A 23,637-nucleotide genomic window follows, 5' to 3' on the forward strand; every position below is an offset into this window, starting at 1 on the left:
ATTATCCATTGATCGAGTGTTTGTTCATTTTGCGCCAGAAGGTGGATCTGCTCCAGCCCAGCATTTTCGCCGCCTCACCTTTTCTGCCGCCACTTTTAACAAGAGCATCCATAATCATTCTCTTTTCAGCATGGTCCCAATTTTCGGCAGGAGAGTATTCTTTTTGCGGCGCATGATCGGGCAAAGTCTTTGCGGATTCCATGACCGGACGTAAAATATCCTGCTCTGTAAGGTATGCAGGTAGATGTTCTGTTCCTATATATTCGCGGTCGCAAAAGTTTACTGCGTATTCAACTATATTTCGAAGCTCTCGAACGTTTCCGGGGAAATGGTAGGCCAAAATGATTTTGGCAGTCTTCTTTGTAAACCCTTTAATCTTCTTATGAAATTTTGTGCAGTAATCTTTGAGAAAGTGATTTTTCAGCAGAAGGATATCTTCTCCACGTTCCCTGAGGGGCGGCAGGTGAAGGTGAACAACGTTAAGTCTAAAAAGTAAATCGGCACGAAAAGCTTTATCCATAACCATCTGTTTCAAGTTGCGATGAGTGGCAACAATGACCCGTACGTCCGCTTTAAATCCTACTGAGCTACCCAGTGGGTGTATCTCTTTATCATCTAAGAAGGATAACAGCTTAACTTGAAGGCCTAGCGGAAGGTCGCCAATCTCTGTCAGGAAGAATGAACCGTTATGAGCCAATTTGATCCGGCCCGGGCGGTTTTCATGTGCTCCGGTAAAAGCCCCTTTAACATGCCCAAACAGTTCCGATTCCAGCAAAGTTTCCGGTAGCGCGCCGCAGTTAACCTTAATGAACGGAGATCCCGCGCGGTCCGATGCATTGTGCACAGCTTCTGCCAGCACGTCTTTTCCTGTGCCCGTCTCGCCCGTGATCAGTACAGATGAATCCGTTGCGGCGATGCTCGGAATCATGCTGAAAACTTTGACCATTTGGGAGCTGGTGCCGATTAAACCACCTAGCGAATAAGCCTTACTTGCCGTGCTGCTAAGCTCCGCAACCTGCCTGATATCCTGAATCGTTTCCACAAAACCCGAAAGTTTGTTATCTTTTGAAAATATTGGGGCGACTGTCAGTCTGATGGGTATTTTAATGCGAGAGCGATCTATAATATCTGCATCGACCGAGATGGGATCAAAGTCCGCTTTGCTGGCCATAACGGGGCAGCCTTTGAAGCAGTAATCACATCTAAGCCCGAGCATGCATTTCAGGCCGACCATAGAGTCTGGTTCTGCGCCTGTTATTGTCTGCCATGTGCGGTTGACGACCTCAATGTTTCCATTAATATCAAGCACGGCAATGCCTACAGGGATTTCATTTAGAAGATCCGGCAAAAGGAATTGCTGATTGAGCAGTCCGCTGACAAGGTATGTATTATCATTTTTCACACCACCTAAGTAGCATGGCTTCTATCAGTAAGTCACCTTTCAGTTTGAGTAAAAATGGCACAATTTGTCTAAATACATCATTATGACAGTCATGTTCGGACTTTCCAAAGCAGTTTTTTGCGGTTACATTTGCATACGGAAAAACTATGAATACATACATTTTTATACCACCTGTTAGAAAGCCCACTGGCGGCATCACTGTTTTTTGTCAGATAGCATCTATCCTTGCACGTCAGGGAAAGAATGTGCGTCTGGTATTACGTGAAGCCGGAAGCTGGATGCCTCCTTTAGAAGCTGACGATCCAGAACCTATTCTTTGGGATGAGCTAAGTCTCAGTAAAGATGATCTCTGGTTAGTGCCTGAAGGGTGGGTAAACAGCCTTGCTCCCGGTCTAAATGCTGGAGCTAAGTGCATAGTCTATTGTCAAAACTGGGCCTACCTTTTTTCTTCTCTACCAGCAGGCGTGTCATGGCAGAACTTGCCCGTATCATTCTTAGCTGTATCAGATCCCGTAGAATGGTTTATGCAACAGACTCTAGGCAAAAAGTCTCCCATACTAAGGCCGGGAATCGATACAAGAATTTTCTATCCTCCTAAATGCATGGATGACGGCCCCCTCAGAATCGCCTACATGCCGCGTAAGAACAAAGCATTAGTCGCTCAAATAAAATCCATATTCGAAGCGCGCAATCCTAATTGTGATATTCGCTGGGTTGAAATAGCCGGTATGGATGCACAAGGTGTCGCCCAAACTTTGCGCGCTAGTCACATATTTCTAGTGTCCGGCTTTCCAGAAGGATGTCCATTGCCGCCCCTCGAAGCATTAGCCTCAGGTTGCATTCCCGTAGGCTTTTCAGGTTTCGGAGGATGGGATTACATGCGCCAACTTGATGGTGCCATATTCAAACCATGGTGGCCCCTGCGTGAAGTCGAATGGTCCGGAAATGGATTCTGGTCTGCCGATGCCGACGTATTAGATGCGGCACTCAATCTGGAAAAAGCAATCAACCTGTGGCGCGAAGGTGGACAAAATCTACAAAGCGCACTAGCAGCCGGACAAAAAACCGTTCAGTCCTACACCCTAGAAGTTCAAGCCCAAGCCGTAAGTGATATTTGGGATAAATTTAATTAGTTTTATTGCCTCCGGCGGCCAAAGGGGAAACCCTTTTTGGGAAAAAGGGTTTTCCCTCTGGACTCCCTTTCCCTAAAACTTTTTATTTGGGGAGAGGTTCTAGTATTTAAGAGGGAAGAGTTGGCTTGCGATAGAGAAAATTTACATTGTTGAGCATATCGCTTCGCATTTAAATTACTAAACCATTAAAAAGTTTTGGGAGTCTTGACCCCTTTTCCCAAAAGGGTTCAAGCCGCCGGAGGCATCCCCATATAATGTCCAAAAAAAAGAAAAAGATTCGTCCATTACCGCAGACGATAGGTATTACTGTTCCGGGCGTTGAGACTCACGCCCACTTAGATTTAGACGATTTAATTAATGATATTCCAGAAGTTTTGGTTAGGGCTAAAGAGTGTGGCATAGCTAAGATTGGTAATGTCTTTTTAGGGCCGCAGGCTTATGAGAAGAATCGCCACCTTTTTGATGATCATCCAGAAGTGTTTTTTGTGCTGGGAGTTCATCCTAATAATTCTGATAAATATACTGCCGCTGATACTGATGCAATGCGGGCGGCGTTTAAAGCTGATAGCCGTTTGAAAGCGCTTGGTGAAATTGGGCTGGATTTTTATTGGGACCGAGTTCCTTATGATGTGCAGGAGAAAGTTTTTCGCACGCAGCTTGGGCTTGCGCAGGAGCTTGATGTTCCTGTGGTGATTCATAGCCGTGATGCGCATGAGAAAACTTTGGATGTGCTGGAAGATTTCGGCTGGCGCGATAAACCTTTGCTCTGGCATTGTTTTGGGTCTGACGTTGCGACGGCTAAGCGCATTTTGGATAACGGATGGCATATTTCTATTCCCGGCCCTGTTACATATAAAAAGAATGTAGAGGCGCAGGAAGCTGCTAAATATATTCCTGCTGAACGAATGATGTTTGAGACTGATTGCCCGTTCCTGACTCCTGAACCGTGGCGCGGGAAACGCAACGAGCCTGCATATGTGGTATTTACTGCGGCTAAAGTTGCGGACCTTAAGGGTATGGATGTTAATGAGTTGTGGGCTATCTGCGCGAAAAATGCGTATGATTTTTTTGGGCTGTAGCGTTCAAAACTGGCGGGACTCATGATCGAAGGCGGAAATATAATACGGTTCATGTCTGTGCGGATGCATGCCTGGACCATGCGCGAAACCGTGGATGAGATTTTCAGCCGTTTAAACTTCGGACTGTTCACTCAGCACGTGGTTGTGAATGCCGCTAAGCTTATTAATATGGAGCGCGATGAATCGCTTCGTGAATCTGTTAAAAGCTGCGATATCATTAATATTGATGGCATGGGAGTTGTGTGGGGAGCGCGGTTTTTGGGACACGATGTGCCTGAACGCGTGGCGGGGGTGGATCTTTTTTACAGTTTGCTGACTCGCGCGGAATTGGAAAATGAGCCTGTTTACCTACTCGGCGCTAAGCCGGATGTGGTGGAAAAGGCAGTCGCAAATCTTAGAGTAAAATTTCCAGCTTTGAATATCGCGGGCTACCATCACGGCTATTTCTGGGATGACGAAGAAGCTGTAGTGGATGATATTGCAAAGTCGGGCGCAAAGCTTCTTTTTGTCGCTATAACTTCACCTAAAAAAGAAAATTTCATTAATCGCTGGCGGGAAAAGCTAGGGGTAAAATTCGTAATGGGCGTGGGCGGCACATTCGACATTGCCGCCGGAAAATCCAAACGAGCTCCATTGTTCATGCAAAAGCACGGGCTAGAATGGCTTTACAGATTGATGCAGGAGCCGCGCAGAATGTGGAAGCGGTATCTTGTTACGAATACGCTGTTCGGGTTGAAATTGTTGAAGTTTAAGATTTTGGGGTGAAGGTGTTTACAACCCCAAAGCTCCATAAACTGCCTTCATATCAACATTCTCCCGCACGATTTTAGCTAATCTGTCCAGCGCATCTTCCATTCCGAAGGTGGTCTGGATTGTTTCTAGCTTGGGCAATCCTTTTTTCTCGCGCAATGAATCAATGAACCATCTTCTGAATCCGTCTGCGTCGAAAATGCCGTGCAGATAGGTTCCCCATATCATTCCAGATTTTATCCCGAATCCTAATACTTTCGAAATCGGCACTGACCCTTCAACGCCTTGCGGAACTATGATGGCGCGCACTGTGGGCAGTAGAGGTTCTGTTTTGCCGTGATGAATTTCGTACCCGCTGACTTCCATCTTGCTAACACCGTGAATTCCCGTTGCACGATTCAGGGTCTTTTCTGGCGCTAATGTTGTTTGGAGCGGTAGCAAACCTAGTCCGTTTGCGGTTCCTTCTGTGGATTCAATTCCTTTCGGGTCGCTGATGTATTGTCCTAGCATCTGGAATCCTCCGCAGATGCCTATAATTGCGGCCTTACCTTTGTGCTTTAAAATAGCCTCCGCTAATCCGCTTTCGCGCAGATGTGCTAGGTCGGAGAGGGTGGATTTGCTTCCGGGTATGATTATCGCATCAGGATTTCCTAGATCTTTCGGATTATCTACAATCCTTAAATTTACATCCGGTTCGCCTTTCAGCGCGTCGAGGTCCGTGAAATTTGAGATGCGCGGTAGATCTATGCAGACTATGTCTACTGAATCTTTTCGAGTTACCTTGCTGCCGGATTTGCTCAGGTCATCTTTAAATGAAACGGAATCTTCGTCAGGCAATCCTAAATTATGTATGTGCGGGATTACTCCTAATACGGGTTTGCCAGTGTGTTCCAGCATAAAATCGAAAGCGGGGGTAAGCAGGGATGCATCCCCTCGAAATTTGTTCAGCAAGAATCCGCAAACCATTTTCCGCTCGCTTGCGTCGATTAAATCCATGGTTCCTGAAAGTGCCGCAAATACTCCGCCGCGATCAATATCGCCTGTGATGATGACCTTAGCTTCTGCGTATTCCGCCATTGCCATATTGACTATGTCATGTTGCTTCAGGTTGATTTCAGCAGGCGAACCTGCTCCTTCTATCACCATAATATCATTTTCATCGCTTAGAGAATCGTAGGAAGATTTAACAGCATCAAAGGCTGTGGGTTTATATTTTACGTATTCCTTCACTTTCATATTGCCGACAGGTTTGCCCATGACGATAACCTGTGAACCTACATCGCTGTTTGGTTTAAGGAGAACCGGATTCATGCGGATATTAGGCGCTTGCTTGCTGGCTGCGGCTTGGGTCACTTGTGCGCGGCCCATTTCTAAGCCGTCCTCTGTGACGAAAGAATTAAGTGACATGTTTTGCGCTTTGAAGGGCGCAACTTTGTAGCCATCCTGTAGGAATATGCGGCAGAATGCTGCGGCTATGATGGATTTTCCGGCATTGGAGCAAGTACCTTGAATCATTAAAGCTGGAGTTTTTCGCGGTGCGGGCGGGGCGGTTTCCATGCCTGTGAAGGTCCGTAGGCCATCTATGAATTTACGGTTTTCTTCCTCAGTGCGGACTGCGATTCGGAAATATGTGGAATCTAGCCCGTCGAAATTGTCGCAGTGGCGCACAGCAATATTGTTACTTATCAGGTGCTCTATGAGCGCGTCCGCATTCATTCCTACTCGCTGTATCTGGCAGAGCATGAAATTTGCTTCTGCAGGCAGGGTTCGTATTCCCGGTATTTTTGCTATTTCCCGAACCAATTCTTCACGCAGACGGGTGGTCGTTTCTATGGTTTTGCGTGCATATTCATCATCTTTAATGCACTTCAGACCGACTTTTTGCGCCAGTAGATTTACCGACCAGCAGGGCAAAATGTTTTTAAGCTCCATTATGATGTCTGGTGTGGCAAAAGCGAGTCCAAGCCTTAGGCCCGGTATGGCGTAAAATTTTGTGAGTGAAAGAATTGTGATTACGTTAGGAGGCCGTTGCCCCACAAGGCGGTCTAGATTTGGAACAAAGTCAGCAAAGGATTCATCTACAATAAAGCGTGAATCAGGATGTGCGCGAGCAATTTTTTTTAAGGCTTCGGGATCAAATGCCGTGCCTGTAGGATTGTTGGGCTGCGCGAGAAAAACCAGTGCAGGGGAAGCTGATAAAAATGATGATAGCGTATCGAAATCAGGCGCGAAACCATTCTGCGGATCGAGCGGGATTTGTTCCGTTTTAAGTCCAGCAACCACGCATGAGCGTTCATAGTCAACATAGCAGGGCACAGGGATCACAGCACGTTTGAATCCGCCAATGCGGGTGATGGCATTGATTAACTCGGACGCACCGTTTCCGGCAATACATTCGTTAGGCCACACTTTATATTTTTGACAGGCGGCGAGAGTTAGTTCTGCACTTTCCGGGTCAGGATAGCAGTCAATTTCGTCTAGTGCATTAACGATGACTTGCTGAAGCCAAGGTGGAGGGCCTAGGGGGTTTATATTAGCAGAGAAATCAAGTAGTTCGGAGGACGGGCATCCTGCTTTTGCAGCAAGCTTCTTGATGTTTCCGCCATGAGCGTATTTTTTTTCGTGCATAGCTCCCTCCATGGAGTGAATATTCGTAATATTTGATCCTATAGCTTTAATCTGCGTGAGACTCAAATCAATATTTTGAAATAATTTGCGTTTGAATATGTTTGGGTGATGGTGCGTTATAATATTCTAAGTGTCTTGAAGTTTAGGAGGATTTAATTAATGTATAAGAGGTGCATTGGTTTAGTTCTATTGTTGGTCATAAATTAAATTAAAGTATAATATATTCCATAAGTAGTCTTGCTACAGTTGGTCGTTAACTAGTGCTGTTCTTTAGAGAGTGGAGCTGCAGGGAAAAAGGGATTAGTTTGAAAAATATGTATTTAATATGTCTTTTGAGTTTGTTGTTTTGTTTTCCAATAACAGCCAATGCTGATAAAATATGTTTGCGCATGCCCTCTTTGGCTGCAGGGGGGCATGAGTATTATGCTGAACTGCTTAAAACAGCTTTAAGTGATGCTGGGCATGAGGTTGTCATTGAGGCTGTGTCAGATCTTCCTCAACTGCGTCAAATGAAAATGTTAAAAGATGGTGATCTCGATATATCATGGTATATCAGAACCTCAGAAAGAGATCTTGTGTATGTTCCTATTCCTGTATATCTCACAAATGGTCTGATTGGGAAAAGGGTATTATTGATTCCTGTCAGCGACAAGGATGCTTATAAGAGTGTTAAAAACATAGAAGATTTTCGCAATCTTAATAAAGTAGGCGCGCTCGGTTTGGGGTGGTTCGATTTGAAAGTGTGGAAGGAAAACAATCTGCAGTCTCAGGCAATTGGAAATTGGAATAACATATATGGAATGATTGCAGCGGGATCGCGCGGAATTGATTATTTTCCGCGTGGTTTTAATGAAGTGCTTAGTGAGTTTAAAGAGCATACGGACTTAGCAATTGAGCCACATCTTATGCTCGAATATAATCGTGATTTTATTTTTTATCTGAGTCCCAAGTCTGCTTATCTTAAGCCTATAATCGAAAAAGCTCTTGTCGCTGCGAGAAAATCTGGACTTATCGATAAACTTATTCGGAAATATTGGGCGCAAAATTTTGATGTTTTGCAGCCGGAAAAGCGCACTGTGATTAAACTTAAAGATTTTATAGAATAATAATTTGAAGGTTATTTTTTAGGCATTCAGGTCGGGTAGTCCTTGTTATACTCACGGTGTGGTTCAAATGGGTTGCTATTTGTGTGAAGAGTGTAGTTGCAGGGAAAGGAATTAGTATGAAAAATATTTTTATTATATGTATTTTGAGTTTGGTATTTTGTTTTCCGAGAGCAGCCAATGCTGATAAAATATATCTACGCATGCCCTCTTATTTTGATGGGGAACATGACTATTATTATGAGTTGTTAGAAATGGCTTTGCATAATGCTGGCCATGAAGTCACTATTGATAAGGTTGCCGAGCTTCCTACTGCTCGCGAAAGAAAGATGCTTGAAGATGGGGATCTTAGTATAGGATGGTATCTTCAATCTTCGCAACGGGATAATCAATATGTTCCAATCCCAGTTAATATTACAAATGGGTTGATTGGAAAAAGAATACTTTTAGTGCCACCGGAAGATCTGCATGCTTATAAAGATGTTAAAACTTTAGATGATTTTAGAGCTCTCAATAAAGTGGGGGCATTCGGTTGGAAATGGTACGATGCTGTTATATGGGAAAAGAATGGGCTACCATTTAAGGAAGTGTTAAACTGGCGAAATATCTTTAAAATGATAGCACACAGATCGCGTGGAATAGATTATTTTTCACGAGGTTTTAATGAAATTGTCAACGAGTCTAGAGCTAATAAAGAGTTAGTAATTGAACCACACCTTTTATTAGAATATAAGCGAGATTTTATTTTTTATTTGAGTCCCAAGTTTGCTCATCTTAGGCCTATAATCGAAGAGGCTCTTCTCGAAGCAAAGAAATCTGGGCTTATGGATGAGCTGCTCCGCAAACATTGGGTTAATAACTTTGAAATTTTACAGCCGGAAAAGCGGACTATTCTCAAACTTAAAGATCCTTCGAGTGAGTAATTCCCGAAGGCCATTTATAAGACCTTCGGGGTAGTTATCGGTGGCTAAACATTAACGCCTTTCATCCCTTCTTGAGTGTACCTGTCTCCAATCACTTTGTGCTTGGTTAAAAGAGTATCTATATCTCTTAATTCTTTTTCCGTGAATGAAACATTCATGGAACCCACATTGGAATCAAGGTTTTTGATTTTGGTTGTGCCCGGTATTGGGACGATGTTTTCGCCCTGCGCGATAACCCATGCTAGAGAAAGCTGAGCCAGCGAGCATCCCTTTTGATCTGCTATTTGGGTCAAGCTTTCCGCTATGGACTTATTGTTTTCGTATGCTTCTTTTTGGAAGCGTGGCAGCATTTTTCTTACATCAGCGGGGTCATTCTCTAATGGTTTGCTGGAACTCAATAGGCCGCGGCAGATTGGGCTGTAAGGGACAAATGTTATGCCCAGTTCGCGCGTCATGGCCAATATTTCATTTTCCGGTTCACGTGTGAGCATGGAATATTCCGATTGCAATGCTGAAACTGGATGAGTCGCATGTGCTCTGCGAAGAGTTTCAACTGACGCTTCGGATAGTCCGATAGATTTTATTTTGCCTTCCTTAACCAGCTTAGCCATTTCGCCAATAGTCTCCTCGATCGGAGTGTCTGCATCTATGCGATGGATGTAGTACAAATCTATGTAATCCGTATTCAGTCTGCGCAAGCTGTCATGGCAGGATTTGCGTACATATTCCGGTTTGCCACAAACATTGCGGGCGTATTCATTTCCTTCGCGTACAATACCGAATTTTGTTGCGATCACAGCTTGCTCGCGCCTGCCTTTAAGGGCTGCCGCAATTAGCTTTTCATTGTGTCCTGCTCCGTACATATCTGCGGTATCGAAGAAGTTTACTCCGCATTCCATCGCGTGGTGAATGAGCTTAGTTGCTTCTGCTTCGGAGGTCGGTTCTCCATAAAACTCACTTAACCCCATGCATCCAAGTCCAATGCTTGATATCTTGATGTCGCTGTTTCCTAAAATCTGAAATTTTTTAATACCTGCCATTTTGTACTCCATTTTTTACGGTTGATTGTTAACTTATGGATTTAATATGGTGACTCAATAAATATGTCGAATATATCTTTCTAATTAGAGTAATATCTTTTAAGTATTACTCTATGGAAACAAGACAACTAAAATATTTTTTAGCGGTGGCAGAAGAGCTTCATTTTGGTAACGCAGCCAGACGCCTTAATATCTCCCAGCCTCCGCTAAGTCAGCAGATTATGAAATTCGAATATGAACTTGGCGTGAAGCTTTTTGAGCGTAATAAGCGATCTGTAAGGCTTACTGCAGCAGGTGAATCGCTGCTAACTGATGCACGCACAATACTGAAATCTATTGATAAGGCTAAATGCAGTTTGCAGTCGGTGGCTCTCGGAGAAAAGGGACGGCTTAGCATCGGCTACATCGGCCCTGCGATGGATGGCTCACTCTCTGAAATTATTCGTGAGTATAAAACTAAATATCCTGATGTGACTTTCACATTGAATGAGATGTCCACCAATTCACAACTTGAAGAGCTTCAACAGGGGCGAATTGATGTTGGTGTAGCCAGAATTTTTAGACATGATTTAGGCGGTCTTGAGTGCAAGGTGTTTCATAAAGAATCATATGCACTCGCGATACCTATGGGACACAGTTTTGTTGATAAGTCTGTCGTTGATGTTGCAGAATTGGCGGGAGAGCCTTTAATCTTCTTTCCGCGCGAGGTTCAGCCTCATTTATATGATGAATGGATTAGAGTCTTCACGGAGGACGGGTTTACGCCTGATGTAGTTCAAGAGGCGTCGACTAAGTCCGCAACGGTGGCACTTGTTGCTGCCGGAATCGGGGTTGGCATTGTGCCGGAGAGTATTGCAAAGCGCAGGCCCGGGGGAGTATTTTTTAAACCACTGACGGGGAATATTCCTTCGCTTGAAATACATGTGGTCTACAAGGTTAAGGATGGATTTCCAGCTTTGGTTAATTTTTTAGATTTGATTAACAAACTATAGTAAACTTGATGAATATAAATGTGATTTTTTGCCTGTGATCAGTTATCTGAAATGAGCCTATGTATTGTTTTCTTTTTGATTTGCCCTCTTATAGAAAACGTTTGGCTAATTAACAGATAGAGAGGTTCAAATATGAAATTAAAGTATCTGATTCTGATTGTTGTGCTGATGGCTGGGATGACTGCCTGTTCTCAATCTAGAGGCGGAAGGTCTGGCGGCCGTGACGAGGGAGGACCTCCTCCTGACCGGAAGCAAGAGTTGCAGACTCCAGATGAAAAAATAACCGTTTTGACTAAGCGGCTTAATCTGACAAGCGATCAAGTTGAGCAAATTAGGCCCGTTCTGAAAGAAGAGTACGATGAGCTTAAAAAGATTGAAGAAAGTGATGAAGACTCTAAGGACATTGAGAAGAGACGATCTGACATAGATTGGATCATTTATAAAAAAATGAATAAGATTCTGACAGAAGAACAGATGTATCTTTACCTTCAGTATGTTGAATCTCAGAAGAAAACGGAGACCTCTTCCGGGAAATCCGGGCGCGGGGGGTCTGGTGGTGGACGTGGTGGCCCTCCCGGTGGCGGTGGGGGAAGGTTTTAGTAGTTAAATATCAGCGGCAGCCAGCGTCACAAGAGTGATGTTGGCTGCCGTTTTTTGTAAGACTTTTTTTGAGCATTTCCCCGTCTTAGCGAACCAGATTCTGCAAAAATTCCTTCTGAGTATCTTTGGGCGAATAGCCAAAATATCTCTTAAATTCTCGGCTGAATTGTGACGTGGACTCATACCCGACCATGTGGGCGGTTACGTTGGCCTGCAGTCCTTGATTTGCTAATAACAGCCTGGCCTTATCGAGCCTTATTCGTTTCAGATATTGTAGCGGGGAATAGGTCGTTACTGTTTTGAAGTGGTCGTGAAATGAACGCACGCTCATGTTCGCCTTTTCAGCTAAATTAGTAACATCCAGTGATGCGGAGCAGTCCTCATGTATAATTCGCAGCGCTTTTGCTATTTTTGCATATGAACTTTTCCCTCTGGCGGCAGAAGCGAGAATGTGTCCATTGCTGCCCATCAGAGTGCGGTAATAGAGCTCCCGCAACGTTTGCTTACCTAGTACGTCTGCGTCTTTTTTTTCTCTAAGTGAGTTGAGCAAGCGTAACGTCGGTTCAAGAATATCTTCCGTCAGATCTTCCAGATACGCTCCAGGGTTGGGGGCGAGAGCTACGCTCGATGCTGTAAATTTTTCCCCGAGCTGGTCAAGAATGTCCTGCACGATAATGTAGTCTACGGAAATAGTGATCCCGAAAAAGGGATTGTCATGAGTTGCGTAGGTTTCACATTCGAAGGGCATTATGGTCGGTACTACCAAAAAATGATTGGGATCGTAAGTGAGCGTTTTCCCTTTTAGGCTAACGTCTTTGCTTCCGCGAACAATAATGCAAAGGCATTGATTGTAGAGAAGTGGAATATCGAGATAGTTATTTTCTGCCCTGAACAAGCTGACTTCACTTAAATGAGTATCTGAATACCCTTCTTTCGGGGTCATATCACTTACCATTTTTTCAATATCTTCTATTATATCTGTTCTCTTCATAATCTTTAAGCTCTATTTATTCATACAATTTTATTTGCAGCGGTAGTTGTGTTCTGTTTTGAGCGTTGGACCATTTTTGTCATATTGCACAATTAGGCTATTCTTATGCAGAAATAGGCCTTCAATGAAATGTCGCCATACTGTAAAGTATATTGGTTATAGTTGCGAAAGCTATGCCGTACGCACTTGCTTATCGTAGCTTTTTTCATCAGAGGTAAATTCTTTGATACGCTAAAAATATAAGTAATAAAAGTATAAATCATTTTGCGGGAATTCTATGAACTTATTGCATGTCGATATGACAACAGGCCTAGTTACTGAAGGCCCCCCTCCGAAACGTTATGAAAGCTTTGGTGGGCGCGGTTTGACTTCAGCCATGATCAGCAATCTTGTTCCACCGGATTGTGACCCTTTCGGTGCGGAAAATCTTTTAATTTTTGCTCCCGGATTTCTCGGAGGTACTCCCTTTGCTAATTCTGGGCGTCTTTCTGTAGGAGCAAAGAGTCCCCTCACTGGCGGTATCAAAGAGAGTAATGTCGGTGGTACAATGGCTAAGGCTATTTCAAATCATGGGATTGATGCCGTTGTGGTCAGAGGTAAGGCTCCTGAAGGAACTTTGTATCATTTAGTGATAGATGAGAATGGCAAGGGTACGCTTATTGATGCCGGAGATTGCCGCGGGATGCGCAATTATGAATTGGCAGAACTTTTATTGAGTAAATTGGGTGAAAACAACGCTATCTCGTCCATTGGGCCGGCTGGTGAAATGATGCTGACAAGTGCATCAATTCAGACAACTGATACCGATGGGCATCCAAGCAGGGCCGCAGGGCGCGGTGGACTAGGGGCTGTCATGGGTGCCAAAGGGCTTAAGGCTCTTGTCGTTTCAAAAAGTGGCAGACAATCAAAAGATATAAAGCAAGTTGATGATTTTAATGATGCTTCAAAACGATTCGCATCTGCTGTTGTAAAAGACGGATGGAGCGGACAGGTTTTGCCGCAGTTTGGTACTGCAAGCATTCTTGCAAATACCAATGCTGCCGGAGCCTTGCCGACTCGTAATGCGCGGCAGGGCAGCTTCGAGGGAGCTGATAAAATTGATGGGAATATTTTAGCGGAAACTATCCGTGAACGTGGTGGCAAGACTGCGCATAAAGGGTGCAGCCAGTGCGTTATAAAGTGTTCCAATATTTATGTGGATGAAGCTGGCAAACCTATTACATCCGCTCTCGAATATGAGACTCTATGGGCTATGGGTGCAATGATCTGTAATGACGATTTGGATAGCATCGCCCGTCTTGATTTTCTTTGCGATGATATAGGCCTTGATACCATGAACACTGGAACCGCTATAGCTGTTGCAATGGATTCAGGACATATCTCTTTTGGTGATTCTAAAGGCGCCATCGCATTAGTGGAAAGTGTAGCAGAAGGAACCGAAATGGGACTGCTTATCGGTGCAGGTCCGGATGCTGTGGGGAAATATTTTGGAAACCCCAGAGTACCTGCTGTTAAAGGTCAGAGCATCGCAGGATATGATCCCCGCGCCATGCCCGGTATGGGCGTGACTTATGCCACGTCTCCTATGGGAGCGGATCATACCGCTGGTTTTATAGGGGGCGCTAGTGGGGCAGCAGACATGTTGATGGGCATGTCAAAGTCCTCTCAGATTCATGCCGCTGCGCTGGATTGCTCCGGTGTGTGCATGTTTGCGCAGTCTGGTGGTTTGCATACTATTTTTGAGGCTATTACAGCTTTAACTGGAAAGCCGTTTGGCAATAGTGAGTGGACAGAATTGGGAACTAATTGTCTGTCCGCAGAGATCGATTTTAATCATCGCGCTGGGCTAACTGAAGAGTTCGACAGGTTACCAGTCTTTTTTCATGAGGAACCTTTGCTACCGACTCAGAGTGAACTTTCTTATAATGTGGATGATTTGTGCGGGACATTTGCTTCAATCAGAGCGTCGGCAGGGGGTCTGTAATGAAAAAGGTTGAGCCATATTCAGGGTTTGAGCAAGGACCAATCCGTCCTCCAAGTGAGGCCGGTAGTCTTCTTTTGCGCTTAACCCGCAATTGTCCATGGAATCATTGTACCTTTTGCTCTTTGTACAAAGGGACGAAGTTTACACTGCGGCCTGTCGAACATGTACTGCAAGATATTGATACTGTGCACCGTGCTGTGGAATTGATTTTGGAGGCTCAAAGCGAAACCGGCGGTATTCCATATAGCCGAATGGCGTCTCTTGGACAGGATGGTGGTATTGATAGGCAGGCTTTTCATGCTGCACAAAATTTTATTGCAAACGGTATGAAGTCTATTTTTCTGCAAGATGGCAACAGCTTGATCATGAAAGTTGATGATCTTGTGCAGATTCTTGAGCACATCAAAAAAGCCTTTCCGGCTGTCGATAGAGTTACTTCATATGCACGTTCGCAAAGTGTCGCAAAAATCAGTGATGAGGATCTTTTTCGTATTGCTAGTGCTGGCCTGAATAGAATTCACATAGGCATGGAATCCGGCTCGGATAAGGTGCTGAAAAGTGTCAAAAAAGGGGTCGACAAAGCAGCGCAAATTTTGGCTGGGCAAAAGTTAAAGCGCGCTGGAATAGAGTTGTCTGAGTATTTTATGCCTGGGCTTGGCGGTAGAAATCTTTCCCGTGAAAATGCGCTTGAAACGGCTGAATCCATGAACCAGATTAATCCTGATTTTATTCGTTTGCGGACTTTGGCTCTGCCGAATGCAACACCGCTTGCCGCAAGTCATGAAGCAGGTGAATTTGATAAAATGGGTGATGTTGAAACTGCTCAGGAATTACTTTTATTTCTAGAGTCTCTGGAGGGTATAACCTCTACCGTAAAAAGTGATCACATCCTCAATCTTTTTTCCGAGGTGGAAGGTACTCTTCCTGCTGACAAAGAAAAGATGATGGCGCCGATTCGTGATTTTTTAAAAATGTCCCCACGCGATCAGATGGTTTATTGCATCGGCAGAAGAACTCATTCCCTGTCACGGCTGGTTGACTTAAGTGATCCTGTCAGACGTATTCATGCAGAGCGAACCTGCGTTGAGCTTGGTGCAAATGTTGAAAAAATGGACGAAATTATCGATTCCATTATGAAACGTTTTATCTAGCAGATAGTAAATTTATCCTTCGCAAACAACTTGGTTACGACCAGCTTTTTTAGCATCATAGAGCCGTTTGTCCGCGATTCTAAGCATTGTATCACCTGCCAATAAATCGCACTCATCCGAGTTTGCAACTCCGGCACTTATGGTGACTTTAATTTCGCCATTGGTCGTTAGAATATTAGACTCAGCGCAACCTATGCGCATGCGTTCGGCCACGATCATGGCATCTTCTTTTTTCGATCCGGGCATCAGAATTGCGAATTCTTCTCCGCCATATCTGCAGACTATGTCTGCACCTCGTCTTGAGTTCTCGAGCAGAATATTTGCGACTTGTTTAAGAGCTTCATCACCTGTGGCGTGCCCATAGGAATCGTTAACAAGTTTAAAATGATCAATATCTACCATAATAACAGAAAGATCTCCGCCCCTGCGTTTAATTCTTTGCACTTCCTCATCAAGTCTTATAAAGAGATAGCGGCGCATGTATAGCCCTGTAAGACTATCTTCGATTGTCAGTCTGAAAAGTTCTGAGTTTTCGTATGAAATGGCGGCGACTGTTGAAATTATTCCAAGTTGAAATAGCTCGGCAATAGACCATGGTTTGTCGTTTTTACGGTAAAGCGTAACGAATCCCTTAACTAGGTCACGCGATCCAACTAGCGGAATGCATAGACAGGTTTCAGGACATTCTGCACAGCTGTCTCCGGGAAGTGGGTACTTAGACCCTTCGAGCTTTGGTCTGGTCACAGGAGCACGGCTTTTAGCTGCCTCTTCCATTGCCTTGGTCATGGGTATTTGCTCGTTAGGAAAAGTCCTTTCGAGATCTAGAGACGCAGCATATATGAATAAATCGCCCTTTCTGTCATACCCTAGGATTGCTGCATCTTTGCACGATCCAAGATCGCAGAATGCTTCTAATGTGCGGTCTAGCAGGGTGTCTTTATCCAGTTCCATAGCTAGAAGCCTGGTGGCGAAATTTACGGTTAACAGCGTTGCATCGAAATCAAATTTGTCCATGCTCATGGTAGAAATCTTCTATGATTTGACCTTTTTGAAGGTCGTTAAATATATTTTAAGAATATGAAATGTAAGTTATCACTTTAATAATTGAAGATTTGTAATACGGCAACTTTATTTTGGAAGTAAAAAAGCCCCCGTCAGACTCGTATAGGAACTGACGGGGGCTTTTGAATTACTTTGGGATTGTTGCTAGAGCTCTACTTTTAAACGTTCAGCAATAGTCTTGGCAGCTTTTCTTCCTGCGCCCATGGCAGAAATAACGGTAGCTGAACCGCCGACGATATCGCCTCCGGCAAAGACGTTAGGGATTGAAGTTTCACCTGTTTCAGGATTCGCATCAATGTAGCCTCGTTCGCTTAGTTTAAGGCCCGGAGTTGCTTCAAGAAGCACGGGGTTGGCCCCTGTTCCTACAGCTAAGATAACCATATCGACTTCAAGCTCTTTGGTTTTACCTTCAACCGCAACGGGTCTGCGACGGCCTGAATCGTCCGGTTCGCCAAGTTCCATCACCTGAAGAGTCATGGATTTAACGTGTGAGTTTTCATCACCGTTAATGGCTATTGGAGAAGTGAGAAGCTCGAGTTGAACTCCTTCTTCGATTGCGTGGTGGAGCTCTTCGAGTCTGGCAGGCATTTCGTCCTGAGTACGACGGTAGGTGATGTACACATTTTCCGCGCCAAGCCTGAGAGCTGTGCGTGCTGCGTCCATGGCAACGTTTCCGCCGCCGACGACTGCAACATTGCGCGGTCTAGGGGCAGGGGTGTCGTAATTCGGGAAGTCATATGCGCGCCCTAAGTTGATGCGGGTTAAATACTCGTTTGAGGAGTAAACTCCGACAAGGTTTTCACCCGGTATGTTTAGGAACCAAGGAAGGCCCGCTCCAACACCGATGAATACTGCATCGAATCCGTCATCAATAAGGTCCTGAATAGTAATAGTTTTACCACCGACCCAGTTGGGCAGAAAGGTAACACCTTTGGCCCATAGTGCTCCGACTTCGCGGGCAACAACGGCCTTAGGAAGTCTGAACTCAGGGATACCGTAAACAAGAACTCCGCCTATTTCGTGCAGAGCTTCATATACTGTTACCGGTACGCCTCTAGCCGCCAGATATCCGGCAACAGTCAGGCTGGATGGACCAGAGCCAATGCAGGCCACTTTCACCTGATCATTTGGAAGGCTACATGCTGTATGTCCAGTAATCATTTCACAAGCTGAGTCACTGTCAAAAGTGTCAGCTACGTACCTTTCAATACGTCCGATTGCGACCGGCTCATGTTTTTTGCCAAGAATACAGGACCCTTCACACTGGCTTTCCTGAGGACAGACACGTCCACAGACAGCAGGCAGGGCATTGGTTTCTTTAAGTACTCTATATGCAGAAGGAACATCACCTGCGGCCATATGTCCCACGAAGCTTTTGATGTCGATTTCGACAGGGCAACCTTTCTGACAGAGCGGAACCTTGCATTGAATGCAGCGGTTTGCTTCTTCGATAGCCTGTTCGCGGGTATAACCCAGCGCGACTTCTTTGAAGTTTTTGTTACGCACATCAGCTGGCTGTTCCGGCATCGGGGTACGGACTGGATTAAATTTCTTTTTACTCGCCATGCTCCCTCCTGAACAAGTCCATTGATTCGTTCTCTTGGTTTTTGTACTGAGCGAGGCGCATTCTGAGTTCGTTGAAATCGACTTTGTGGCCGTCAAATTCCGGGCCGTCCACGCATGCAAAGCGGGTTTCTCCACCAACATTACAACGACAAGCTCCGCACATACCCACGCCGTCAACCATGATAGAGTTCAGACTTACAACAGTTCTGACTCCGAAAGGTTTGGTTACATTAGCAACGGCTTCCATCATAGGAACCGGGCCGATGGCGACAACTTCGGTTACGTCTTTGTCTTTTTCCAGACGTTCGCGCAGAACATCCGTTACGAATCCCTTATGTCCGGAACTTCCATCATCAGTAGCGATAAGGAGTTCAGGACAGAATCCGCCGAGTTCGTCACAGAAAAGAAGCAGGTCTTTACTACGTGCGCCGACAATGGCGACAACGTGGTTGCCAGCTTTATGGTGGCCCTTAGCAATATGGTGCATGGCTGCGATTCCGGTTCCGCCGCCAACACAGATAACTGTGCCGCACTTTTCAATGTGAGTCGGTTTTCCGAGAGGTCCGCAGACATCAAGGATGATCTCACCTTCTTTTAATGTTTCTAGAAGAGCCGAACTTTTACCCACGACAAGGTAAACAATAGTGATAGTTCCAGCTTCCGGGTCCGTATCAGCGATAGTAAGAGGAACGCGTTCCCCTTTGTCATGGATACGAAGAATTACGAAATTTCCCGGTTTTGCCTTTTTGGCAATTTGTGGAGCTTCGATAACCAGCAAGCTTGTCTGCCCTGGAATCAAAGCTTTTTTCTGAAGAATTTTGTTGCTCATAGTCTCCTACATCGCTTAAGTTTTGGGGAAGATAAATCTTTGGACCTCGGAAAGCAAGGTTCTAAGTTTTGCTACTCTTGCCAAACCTGATTCAACGTATTATGTTTAGAACAGTTGATCAGAAAGAAATTTCAGTTGCTTCCACGGATGGAAGCCGAAAATCCCACGTATCCTTCATGGATGATTGCGGCAGAGCCGCAGGATCGCCGGATTGCCAGTGATGGCTGTCAGGCTTTTTTTGTGAACGTGGATCGGTTTCAAGTGTGGAGTACGGTATGCGTATAGCATCACAAGGTATAAATATATATGCTGAAAACGGGCGAAATGAGCTTGCAAAGACGGAAAACACGTCTGAAAGCGTACAAGCACGTGTAAAGACGCGCAGTTTTGGGTTCAGTTTAGGCAAGTTTGGGGTAAACTTCACAGCAAAGGACCTCGAGTTTGAACCAAGTGAAGCTGAAAGCTCCTCACAGGCGTTTCGTTCAAATGCATATCCTCGAGCTCAGAGCGAAGAGCAGCATGTTCAAGATGTTGCTAAGTATCTTTCGCAAACTCAAATTACTCGTTCCGAGGATTCCACCACATCTATTCCCGGTAATTCCAGCTACAGGCTCAGTAGAGCCATTTCTGCTTATAGTGAGCAGTCCGGTGCGCTTAATCACTCACTCCCAGGGAGTGTGCTGGGTAAAGTTTAAAAAATCAAGTCTGTTACAATTTTATTGTTCAAACTAAAATTTTATTAAAGTGTGATCTTTGCCTGTTTTTTCGCAACAGATACTTTTGCATAAAAAGCAAAAAGCAGAGTGCTAATCAGCGTCTTTTGTGGGAATACTGTCTTTCTGTGTATTATAGTTTGATGGGTCAATCAACTCTTTCCGTGAAAAATATCATACTAAATATATCTGGTACCTTAGACTAAATTTTTTTATTTATTTAATATCAATGATAATAATGCTTTGTTTGATTGGGATTCATTACGTATTAGACAGGATTGAACAAATACCGTAATAAGATCTCCCTTAGTCCACATTTTTGTGGCGAATCATAACGTTAAATATAAGGAGCCGGCAGTTCTATTAATATGAACGTCGACCGTTTATTATATGGCAAAATTAGAAAATATACGAAATTTCAGCATCATAGCTCATATCGATCATGGTAAGTCCACCCTTGCGGATAGAATCCTTGAGATTACTGGTCTTGTTGGGGATCGCGATAAAAAAGCACAATATTTGGATAAAATGGATCTTGAGCGTGAGCGCGGGATTACAATTAAAGCTCAGAGTGTTCGCATTCCTTACAAATCGAAGAACGGTGAGGATTATATTCTCAACCTGATTGATACTCCCGGACACGTTGACTTCAGTTACGAAGTTTCACGAAGCTTAGCTGCTTCAGATGGAGCTTTGCTTGTTGTCGATGCAACTCAGGGCGTTGAAGCACAGACTCTTGCTAACGTATTTTTAGCTCTTGATCATGATCTTGAAATCGTTCCAGTGCTTAACAAGATAGACTTGGCCAGCGCTGATTGTGATAGGGTTGCCGGTGAGATTGAAGAGATTATCGGCCTCGATTGTTCTGATCCTTTGATGATCAGTGCCAAGACCGGACTTAACGTGGATACCGTGCTTGAAGCGGTTGTTAACCAGCTTCCTCCGCCTGAAGGCGATGCTAGTAAGCCTCTTAAAGCTCTTATTTTCGACTCGTGGTATGACTCATATCAGGGCGTGGTTGTTCTTTTCCGTGTTTTGGATGGAACAATTAAAAAGGGCGATAAGATTCAAATTTTCTCTTCAAAGCTGGTTTTTGATGTAACGACTTTAGGCGTTTATTCTCCTGAAGCAGTGAATATGAAAAGTCTCAGTGCCGGAGACGTTGGGTTTTTATGCGCCAGCATGAAAGAGCTGACTGATGCTCCTGTCGGTGACACAATAACTCTTGCGGAAGATCCCGTTGAAGAGCCTTTCCCGGGCTTTCAGGAAGTTAAGGCGATGGTTTTCTGTGGATTGTATCCTGTTGAACCCGCTGAATATGAGCTGCTTAAAGGCTCTCTTGAAAAGCTTCAGCTTAATGATACCGCATTTTCATATGAAGCAGAGACTTCGACCGCGCTCGGATTTGGTTTCCGCTGTGGCTTCCTTGGGCTTTTGCACATGGAAATTATTCAGGAACGTCTTGAGCGTGAATTTCAGGCTAAGCTGATTGCAACTGCTCCTTCGGTTATTTATCAGGCTAAGCTTAACAGCGGCGAAGTCATTGAGGTTGATAACCCTAGTAAAATGCCGGAAGCAACTGAGCTTGAATCTCTTTCTGAGCCATACTGTCGTTTGGAAATTCATGTTCCTGATGCTTATGTCGGCTCCGTATTGAAACTTTGCGAAGAGAAACGCGGTATCCAGCAAGACATGCGTTACCTCTCATCCTCACGCGTTATCATAACGTATGAGGTTCCTTTTGCTGAAATTATGTACGATTTCTTCGATAAATTGAAATCGCATACAAAAGGTTATGCTTCACTTGATTACGAGATTATTGATTACCGAGTCTCTAACCTTGTTAAGCTGGATATTTTGATTAATACCGAACCTGTGGATGCCTTTTCCATAATTGTTCATAAGGACTCAGCCTATACTCATGGTAGGAGCCTTGCATTGAAGCTCAAAAGGGCTATTCCTCGTCAGATGTTTGAAGTTGTAATTCAGGCTGCAATTGCAAGAAAGATTATTGCAAAAGAACGCGTTGCCCCGTTCAGGAAAAACGTTATTGCCAAGTGTTACGGTGGAGATATTTCCCGTAAACGCAAACTTCTTGAAAAACAGAAGGAAGGTAAGAAGCGTATGAAGAAGATGGGTAATATTGAAATTCCGCAGGAAGCCTTCCTTGTTGTACTTAAGGCTGGCGACGATTAGTTTTTATTTTAAACGAATATTTCGCAGGGCAATCCCTCGCGAAGATTTATAAGGACGAATAGTATGAATCCCAAATGGCAGAGCACTGTAAAAGAGTATATTGAAGCGTTATTTATAGCCCTTCTCTTAGCTCTATTTATTAGAACTTTTATTGTTCAGGCTTTTAAGATTCCTTCCGGTTCCATGTTGCAGACTCTTCAAATCGGAGATCATCTGTTAGTTAATAAGTTTACTTATGGCGTGAAAATTCCATTTACTGCCAAAGTGATTATTGAATTGGGCGATCCTGAATATAAAGACATTATTGTTTTCAAATACCCCGGAGATCCGAGCAAAGATTATATCAAAAGAGTAATAGGCGTTCCCGGTGATACTGTGGAGATTAAAAACAAGAAAGTTTTTGTGAATGGTAATTTGCTTGTAGAGCCTTATACTCAATTTATTGATAATGGCCACGTTTCCACCTTGCGCGATAATATGCCACCCAGACATATCCCCGAAGGTGAGTATTTTGTGATGGGTGACAATAGAGACGGCTCAAATGATTCAAGGTTCTGGGGAAATGTTCCGCGCGATAATATTCTCGGTAAAGCTTGGATCATTTATTGGTCATGGGGCGGACCTGACTCTGTGCGCTGGAATCGTATAGGTAAAATACTTCACTAAGTTTATTTAAGTAGCTTTAATAGTTATGCTTATTGTTTGAAAGCCCGCCATTTATGGCGGGCTTTCTTTTTTTGACACAGTTTTCTTGTCAGCTATTTAGGTTTCATGCATATTCTAAGGGTAAGACGCTTAGTCTGGGATATTGGGTAGATTTAATTTTCAATTATTCATTCTTATTTATGATGAATACGGATATTTTATAGTGTTTAATAAGTGTGTTATATGTTTATAAAATAAGAATTAAAATTTCAGTTGGATAATAAAAAATAGTAGTTTCTGAAAATATGATCAGGAGTTTTTAAGTGGCAAAAATTGAATGGAGCGACTCTTTAAGTCTCGGTATCGGCGAATTGGACGGTCATCACAAAGAACTATTGCGTATAATGAGTATGCTTTTAGATGCCCTGCATAAAAATGAGAACGAAGATACTATTACGATCTTACTTACGAAACTTCGAGAATATACTATTTACCATTTCAACGCTGAAGAGGCTTTTATGGAGGAGATTCATTATCCGCTGCGCCTTAAACATGTTCAACGCCACACAGAGCTTAAAAGAAAGGTTAAAGCTCTACAGTATTCGCGTTTTCATCATGAAAATCTGTCATCGGATGATTACAAAAAACTTCTTTCGGCATGGTTGCTTGACCATATTTTAGATTATGACTTTAAGGTGGCTAAATATTTGAGTGAGCAGAAGAATAAGCCTGAAGATTTTAGAGATAAAGTCAAAAAAGAGTGGGCTAAATCGGACAGTAATAAATCGCAGGATCCGGAAAAATCCTCTGATTAAAAATAGGTGTCTAGTAAGTTGTAGTTGTATAACTT

The 23,637-nt window shown here is 43.9% G+C and carries 20 protein-coding genes; 13 read left to right on the forward strand and 7 right to left on the reverse strand.

What is annotated here, in order from left to right; all coding sequences use genetic code 11:
* Nucleotide 1: 1 nt before the first annotated feature.
* Nucleotides 2-1,402 (reverse strand): sigma-54 interaction domain-containing protein, encoded by a 1,401-nt coding sequence (locus BR06_RS0115205; protein WP_051677125.1) that lies wholly within the window; start codon nt 1,400-1,402, stop codon nt 2-4.
* 146 nt (nt 1,403-1,548) lie between these two features.
* On the opposite strand from BR06_RS0115205, the gene BR06_RS0115210 reads away from it, so the two are divergent.
* The 3 genes from BR06_RS0115210 to BR06_RS0115220 all read left to right on the forward strand — a co-directional run bounded on the left by BR06_RS0115210 (nt 1,549) and on the right by BR06_RS0115220 (nt 4,379).
* Nucleotides 1,549-2,535, forward strand: a complete 987-nt coding sequence (locus BR06_RS0115210) for a glycosyltransferase family protein (RefSeq protein ID WP_031484574.1) — start codon at nt 1,549-1,551, stop codon at nt 2,533-2,535.
* Nucleotides 2,536-2,789: 254 nt separating this feature from the next.
* Nucleotides 2,790-3,614 carry a TatD family hydrolase gene (locus tag BR06_RS0115215; protein ID WP_031484575.1) on the forward strand — a complete coding sequence of 275 codons (825 nt, stop codon included), beginning with the start codon at nt 2,790-2,792 and terminating at the stop codon, nt 3,612-3,614.
* A 21-nt stretch (nt 3,615-3,635) separates the two neighbouring features.
* Nucleotides 3,636-4,379, forward strand: coding sequence for a WecB/TagA/CpsF family glycosyltransferase (locus tag BR06_RS0115220; RefSeq protein WP_084154180.1), 744 nt, complete (start codon nt 3,636-3,638; stop codon nt 4,377-4,379).
* Between the two features lie 6 nt (nt 4,380-4,385).
* Here the strand turns inward: BR06_RS0115220 and BR06_RS0115225 are convergent, their stop codons facing one another.
* Nucleotides 4,386-6,992, reverse strand: coding sequence for a cobyric acid synthase (locus tag BR06_RS0115225; protein WP_051677126.1), 2,607 nt, complete (start codon nt 6,990-6,992; stop codon nt 4,386-4,388).
* Nucleotides 6,993-7,381: 389 nt separating this feature from the next.
* Here BR06_RS0115225 and BR06_RS0115230 point away from each other — a divergent pair, with 389 nt between their 5' ends.
* Both BR06_RS0115230 and BR06_RS0115235 read left to right on the forward strand, forming a co-directional pair.
* Nucleotides 7,382-8,098 (forward strand): hypothetical protein, encoded by a 717-nt coding sequence (locus tag BR06_RS0115230; protein ID WP_169738253.1) that lies wholly within the window; start codon nt 7,382-7,384, stop codon nt 8,096-8,098.
* A 116-nt stretch (nt 8,099-8,214) separates the two neighbouring features.
* Nucleotides 8,215-9,018: a hypothetical protein gene (locus BR06_RS0115235; RefSeq protein WP_051677127.1), complete on the forward strand. Its 804-nt coding sequence runs from the start codon at nt 8,215-8,217 to the stop codon at nt 9,016-9,018.
* Nucleotides 9,019-9,062: 44 nt separating this feature from the next.
* On the opposite strand, the gene BR06_RS0115240 is transcribed toward BR06_RS0115235, so the two are convergent.
* The gene (locus tag BR06_RS0115240) at nt 9,063-10,058 is read right to left on the reverse strand and encodes an aldo/keto reductase (protein ID WP_156952719.1); all 996 of its coding nucleotides are present in this window, start codon (nt 10,056-10,058) and stop codon (nt 9,063-9,065) included.
* 113 nt (nt 10,059-10,171) lie between these two features.
* Here BR06_RS0115240 and BR06_RS0115245 point away from each other — a divergent pair, with 113 nt between their 5' ends.
* Both BR06_RS0115245 and BR06_RS0115250 read left to right on the forward strand, forming a co-directional pair.
* Nucleotides 10,172-11,050: a LysR substrate-binding domain-containing protein gene (locus BR06_RS0115245; protein WP_031484586.1), complete on the forward strand. Its 879-nt coding sequence runs from the start codon at nt 10,172-10,174 to the stop codon at nt 11,048-11,050.
* A gap of 132 nt (nt 11,051-11,182) precedes the next feature.
* On the forward strand, nt 11,183-11,650 hold the full coding sequence (locus BR06_RS0115250) for a hypothetical protein (protein ID WP_031484588.1): 468 nt from the start codon (nt 11,183-11,185) through the stop codon (nt 11,648-11,650).
* Between the two features lie 85 nt (nt 11,651-11,735).
* Here BR06_RS0115250 and BR06_RS0115255 read toward each other — a convergent pair whose 3' ends face one another.
* Nucleotides 11,736-12,641 carry an AraC family transcriptional regulator gene (locus BR06_RS0115255; protein ID WP_051677128.1) on the reverse strand — a complete coding sequence of 302 codons (906 nt, stop codon included), beginning with the start codon at nt 12,639-12,641 and terminating at the stop codon, nt 11,736-11,738.
* A 277-nt stretch (nt 12,642-12,918) separates the two neighbouring features.
* Here BR06_RS0115255 and BR06_RS0115260 point away from each other — a divergent pair, with 277 nt between their 5' ends.
* Nucleotides 12,919-14,625 carry an aldehyde ferredoxin oxidoreductase C-terminal domain-containing protein gene (locus BR06_RS0115260; protein ID WP_084154182.1) on the forward strand — a complete coding sequence of 569 codons (1,707 nt, stop codon included), beginning with the start codon at nt 12,919-12,921 and terminating at the stop codon, nt 14,623-14,625.
* Complete coding sequence (locus BR06_RS0115265) at nt 14,625-15,776, forward strand: radical SAM protein (RefSeq protein WP_031484595.1); 1,152 nt, start codon at nt 14,625-14,627, stop codon at nt 15,774-15,776. The genes BR06_RS0115260 and BR06_RS0115265 overlap by 1 nt, the downstream gene beginning before the upstream one ends.
* Nucleotides 15,777-15,788: 12 nt before the next feature.
* Here the strand turns inward: BR06_RS0115265 and BR06_RS0115270 are convergent, their stop codons facing one another.
* The 3 genes from BR06_RS0115270 to BR06_RS0115280 form a co-directional block, all read right to left on the reverse strand.
* On the reverse strand, nt 15,789-16,796 hold the full coding sequence (locus BR06_RS0115270) for a sensor domain-containing diguanylate cyclase (protein ID WP_031484597.1): 1,008 nt from the start codon (nt 16,794-16,796) through the stop codon (nt 15,789-15,791).
* Nucleotides 16,797-16,982: 186 nt separating this feature from the next.
* Complete coding sequence (gene gltA / locus BR06_RS0115275) at nt 16,983-18,404, reverse strand: NADPH-dependent glutamate synthase (protein WP_031484598.1); 1,422 nt, start codon at nt 18,402-18,404, stop codon at nt 16,983-16,985.
* Nucleotides 18,394-19,233: a sulfide/dihydroorotate dehydrogenase-like FAD/NAD-binding protein gene (locus BR06_RS0115280; protein WP_031484599.1), complete on the reverse strand. Its 840-nt coding sequence runs from the start codon at nt 19,231-19,233 to the stop codon at nt 18,394-18,396. Before BR06_RS0115280 ends, gltA begins: the two co-directional genes overlap by 11 nt.
* A gap of 275 nt (nt 19,234-19,508) precedes the next feature.
* On the opposite strand from BR06_RS0115280, the gene BR06_RS0115285 reads away from it, so the two are divergent.
* The 4 genes from BR06_RS0115285 to BR06_RS19865 all read left to right on the forward strand — a co-directional run bounded on the left by BR06_RS0115285 (nt 19,509) and on the right by BR06_RS19865 (nt 23,602).
* Nucleotides 19,509-19,928, forward strand: a complete 420-nt coding sequence (locus BR06_RS0115285; RefSeq protein WP_031484601.1) for a hypothetical protein — start codon at nt 19,509-19,511, stop codon at nt 19,926-19,928.
* Between the two features lie 408 nt (nt 19,929-20,336).
* A complete protein-coding gene (lepA, locus tag BR06_RS0115290; protein ID WP_031484603.1) occupies nt 20,337-22,142 on the forward strand; it encodes a translation elongation factor 4 in 1,806 nt (601 codons plus the stop codon).
* Nucleotides 22,143-22,205: 63 nt separating this feature from the next.
* Nucleotides 22,206-22,808: a signal peptidase I gene (gene lepB / locus BR06_RS0115295; RefSeq protein WP_031484605.1), complete on the forward strand. Its 603-nt coding sequence runs from the start codon at nt 22,206-22,208 to the stop codon at nt 22,806-22,808.
* A gap of 302 nt (nt 22,809-23,110) precedes the next feature.
* The gene (locus tag BR06_RS19865) at nt 23,111-23,602 is read left to right on the forward strand and encodes a bacteriohemerythrin (RefSeq protein ID WP_051677129.1); all 492 of its coding nucleotides are present in this window, start codon (nt 23,111-23,113) and stop codon (nt 23,600-23,602) included.
* The last annotated feature ends 35 nt before the right edge of the window (nt 23,603-23,637 follow it).

Source organism: Maridesulfovibrio frigidus DSM 17176, assembly GCF_000711735.1.
GTDB classification, from domain to species: domain Bacteria; phylum Desulfobacterota; class Desulfovibrionia; order Desulfovibrionales; family Desulfovibrionaceae; genus Maridesulfovibrio; species Maridesulfovibrio frigidus.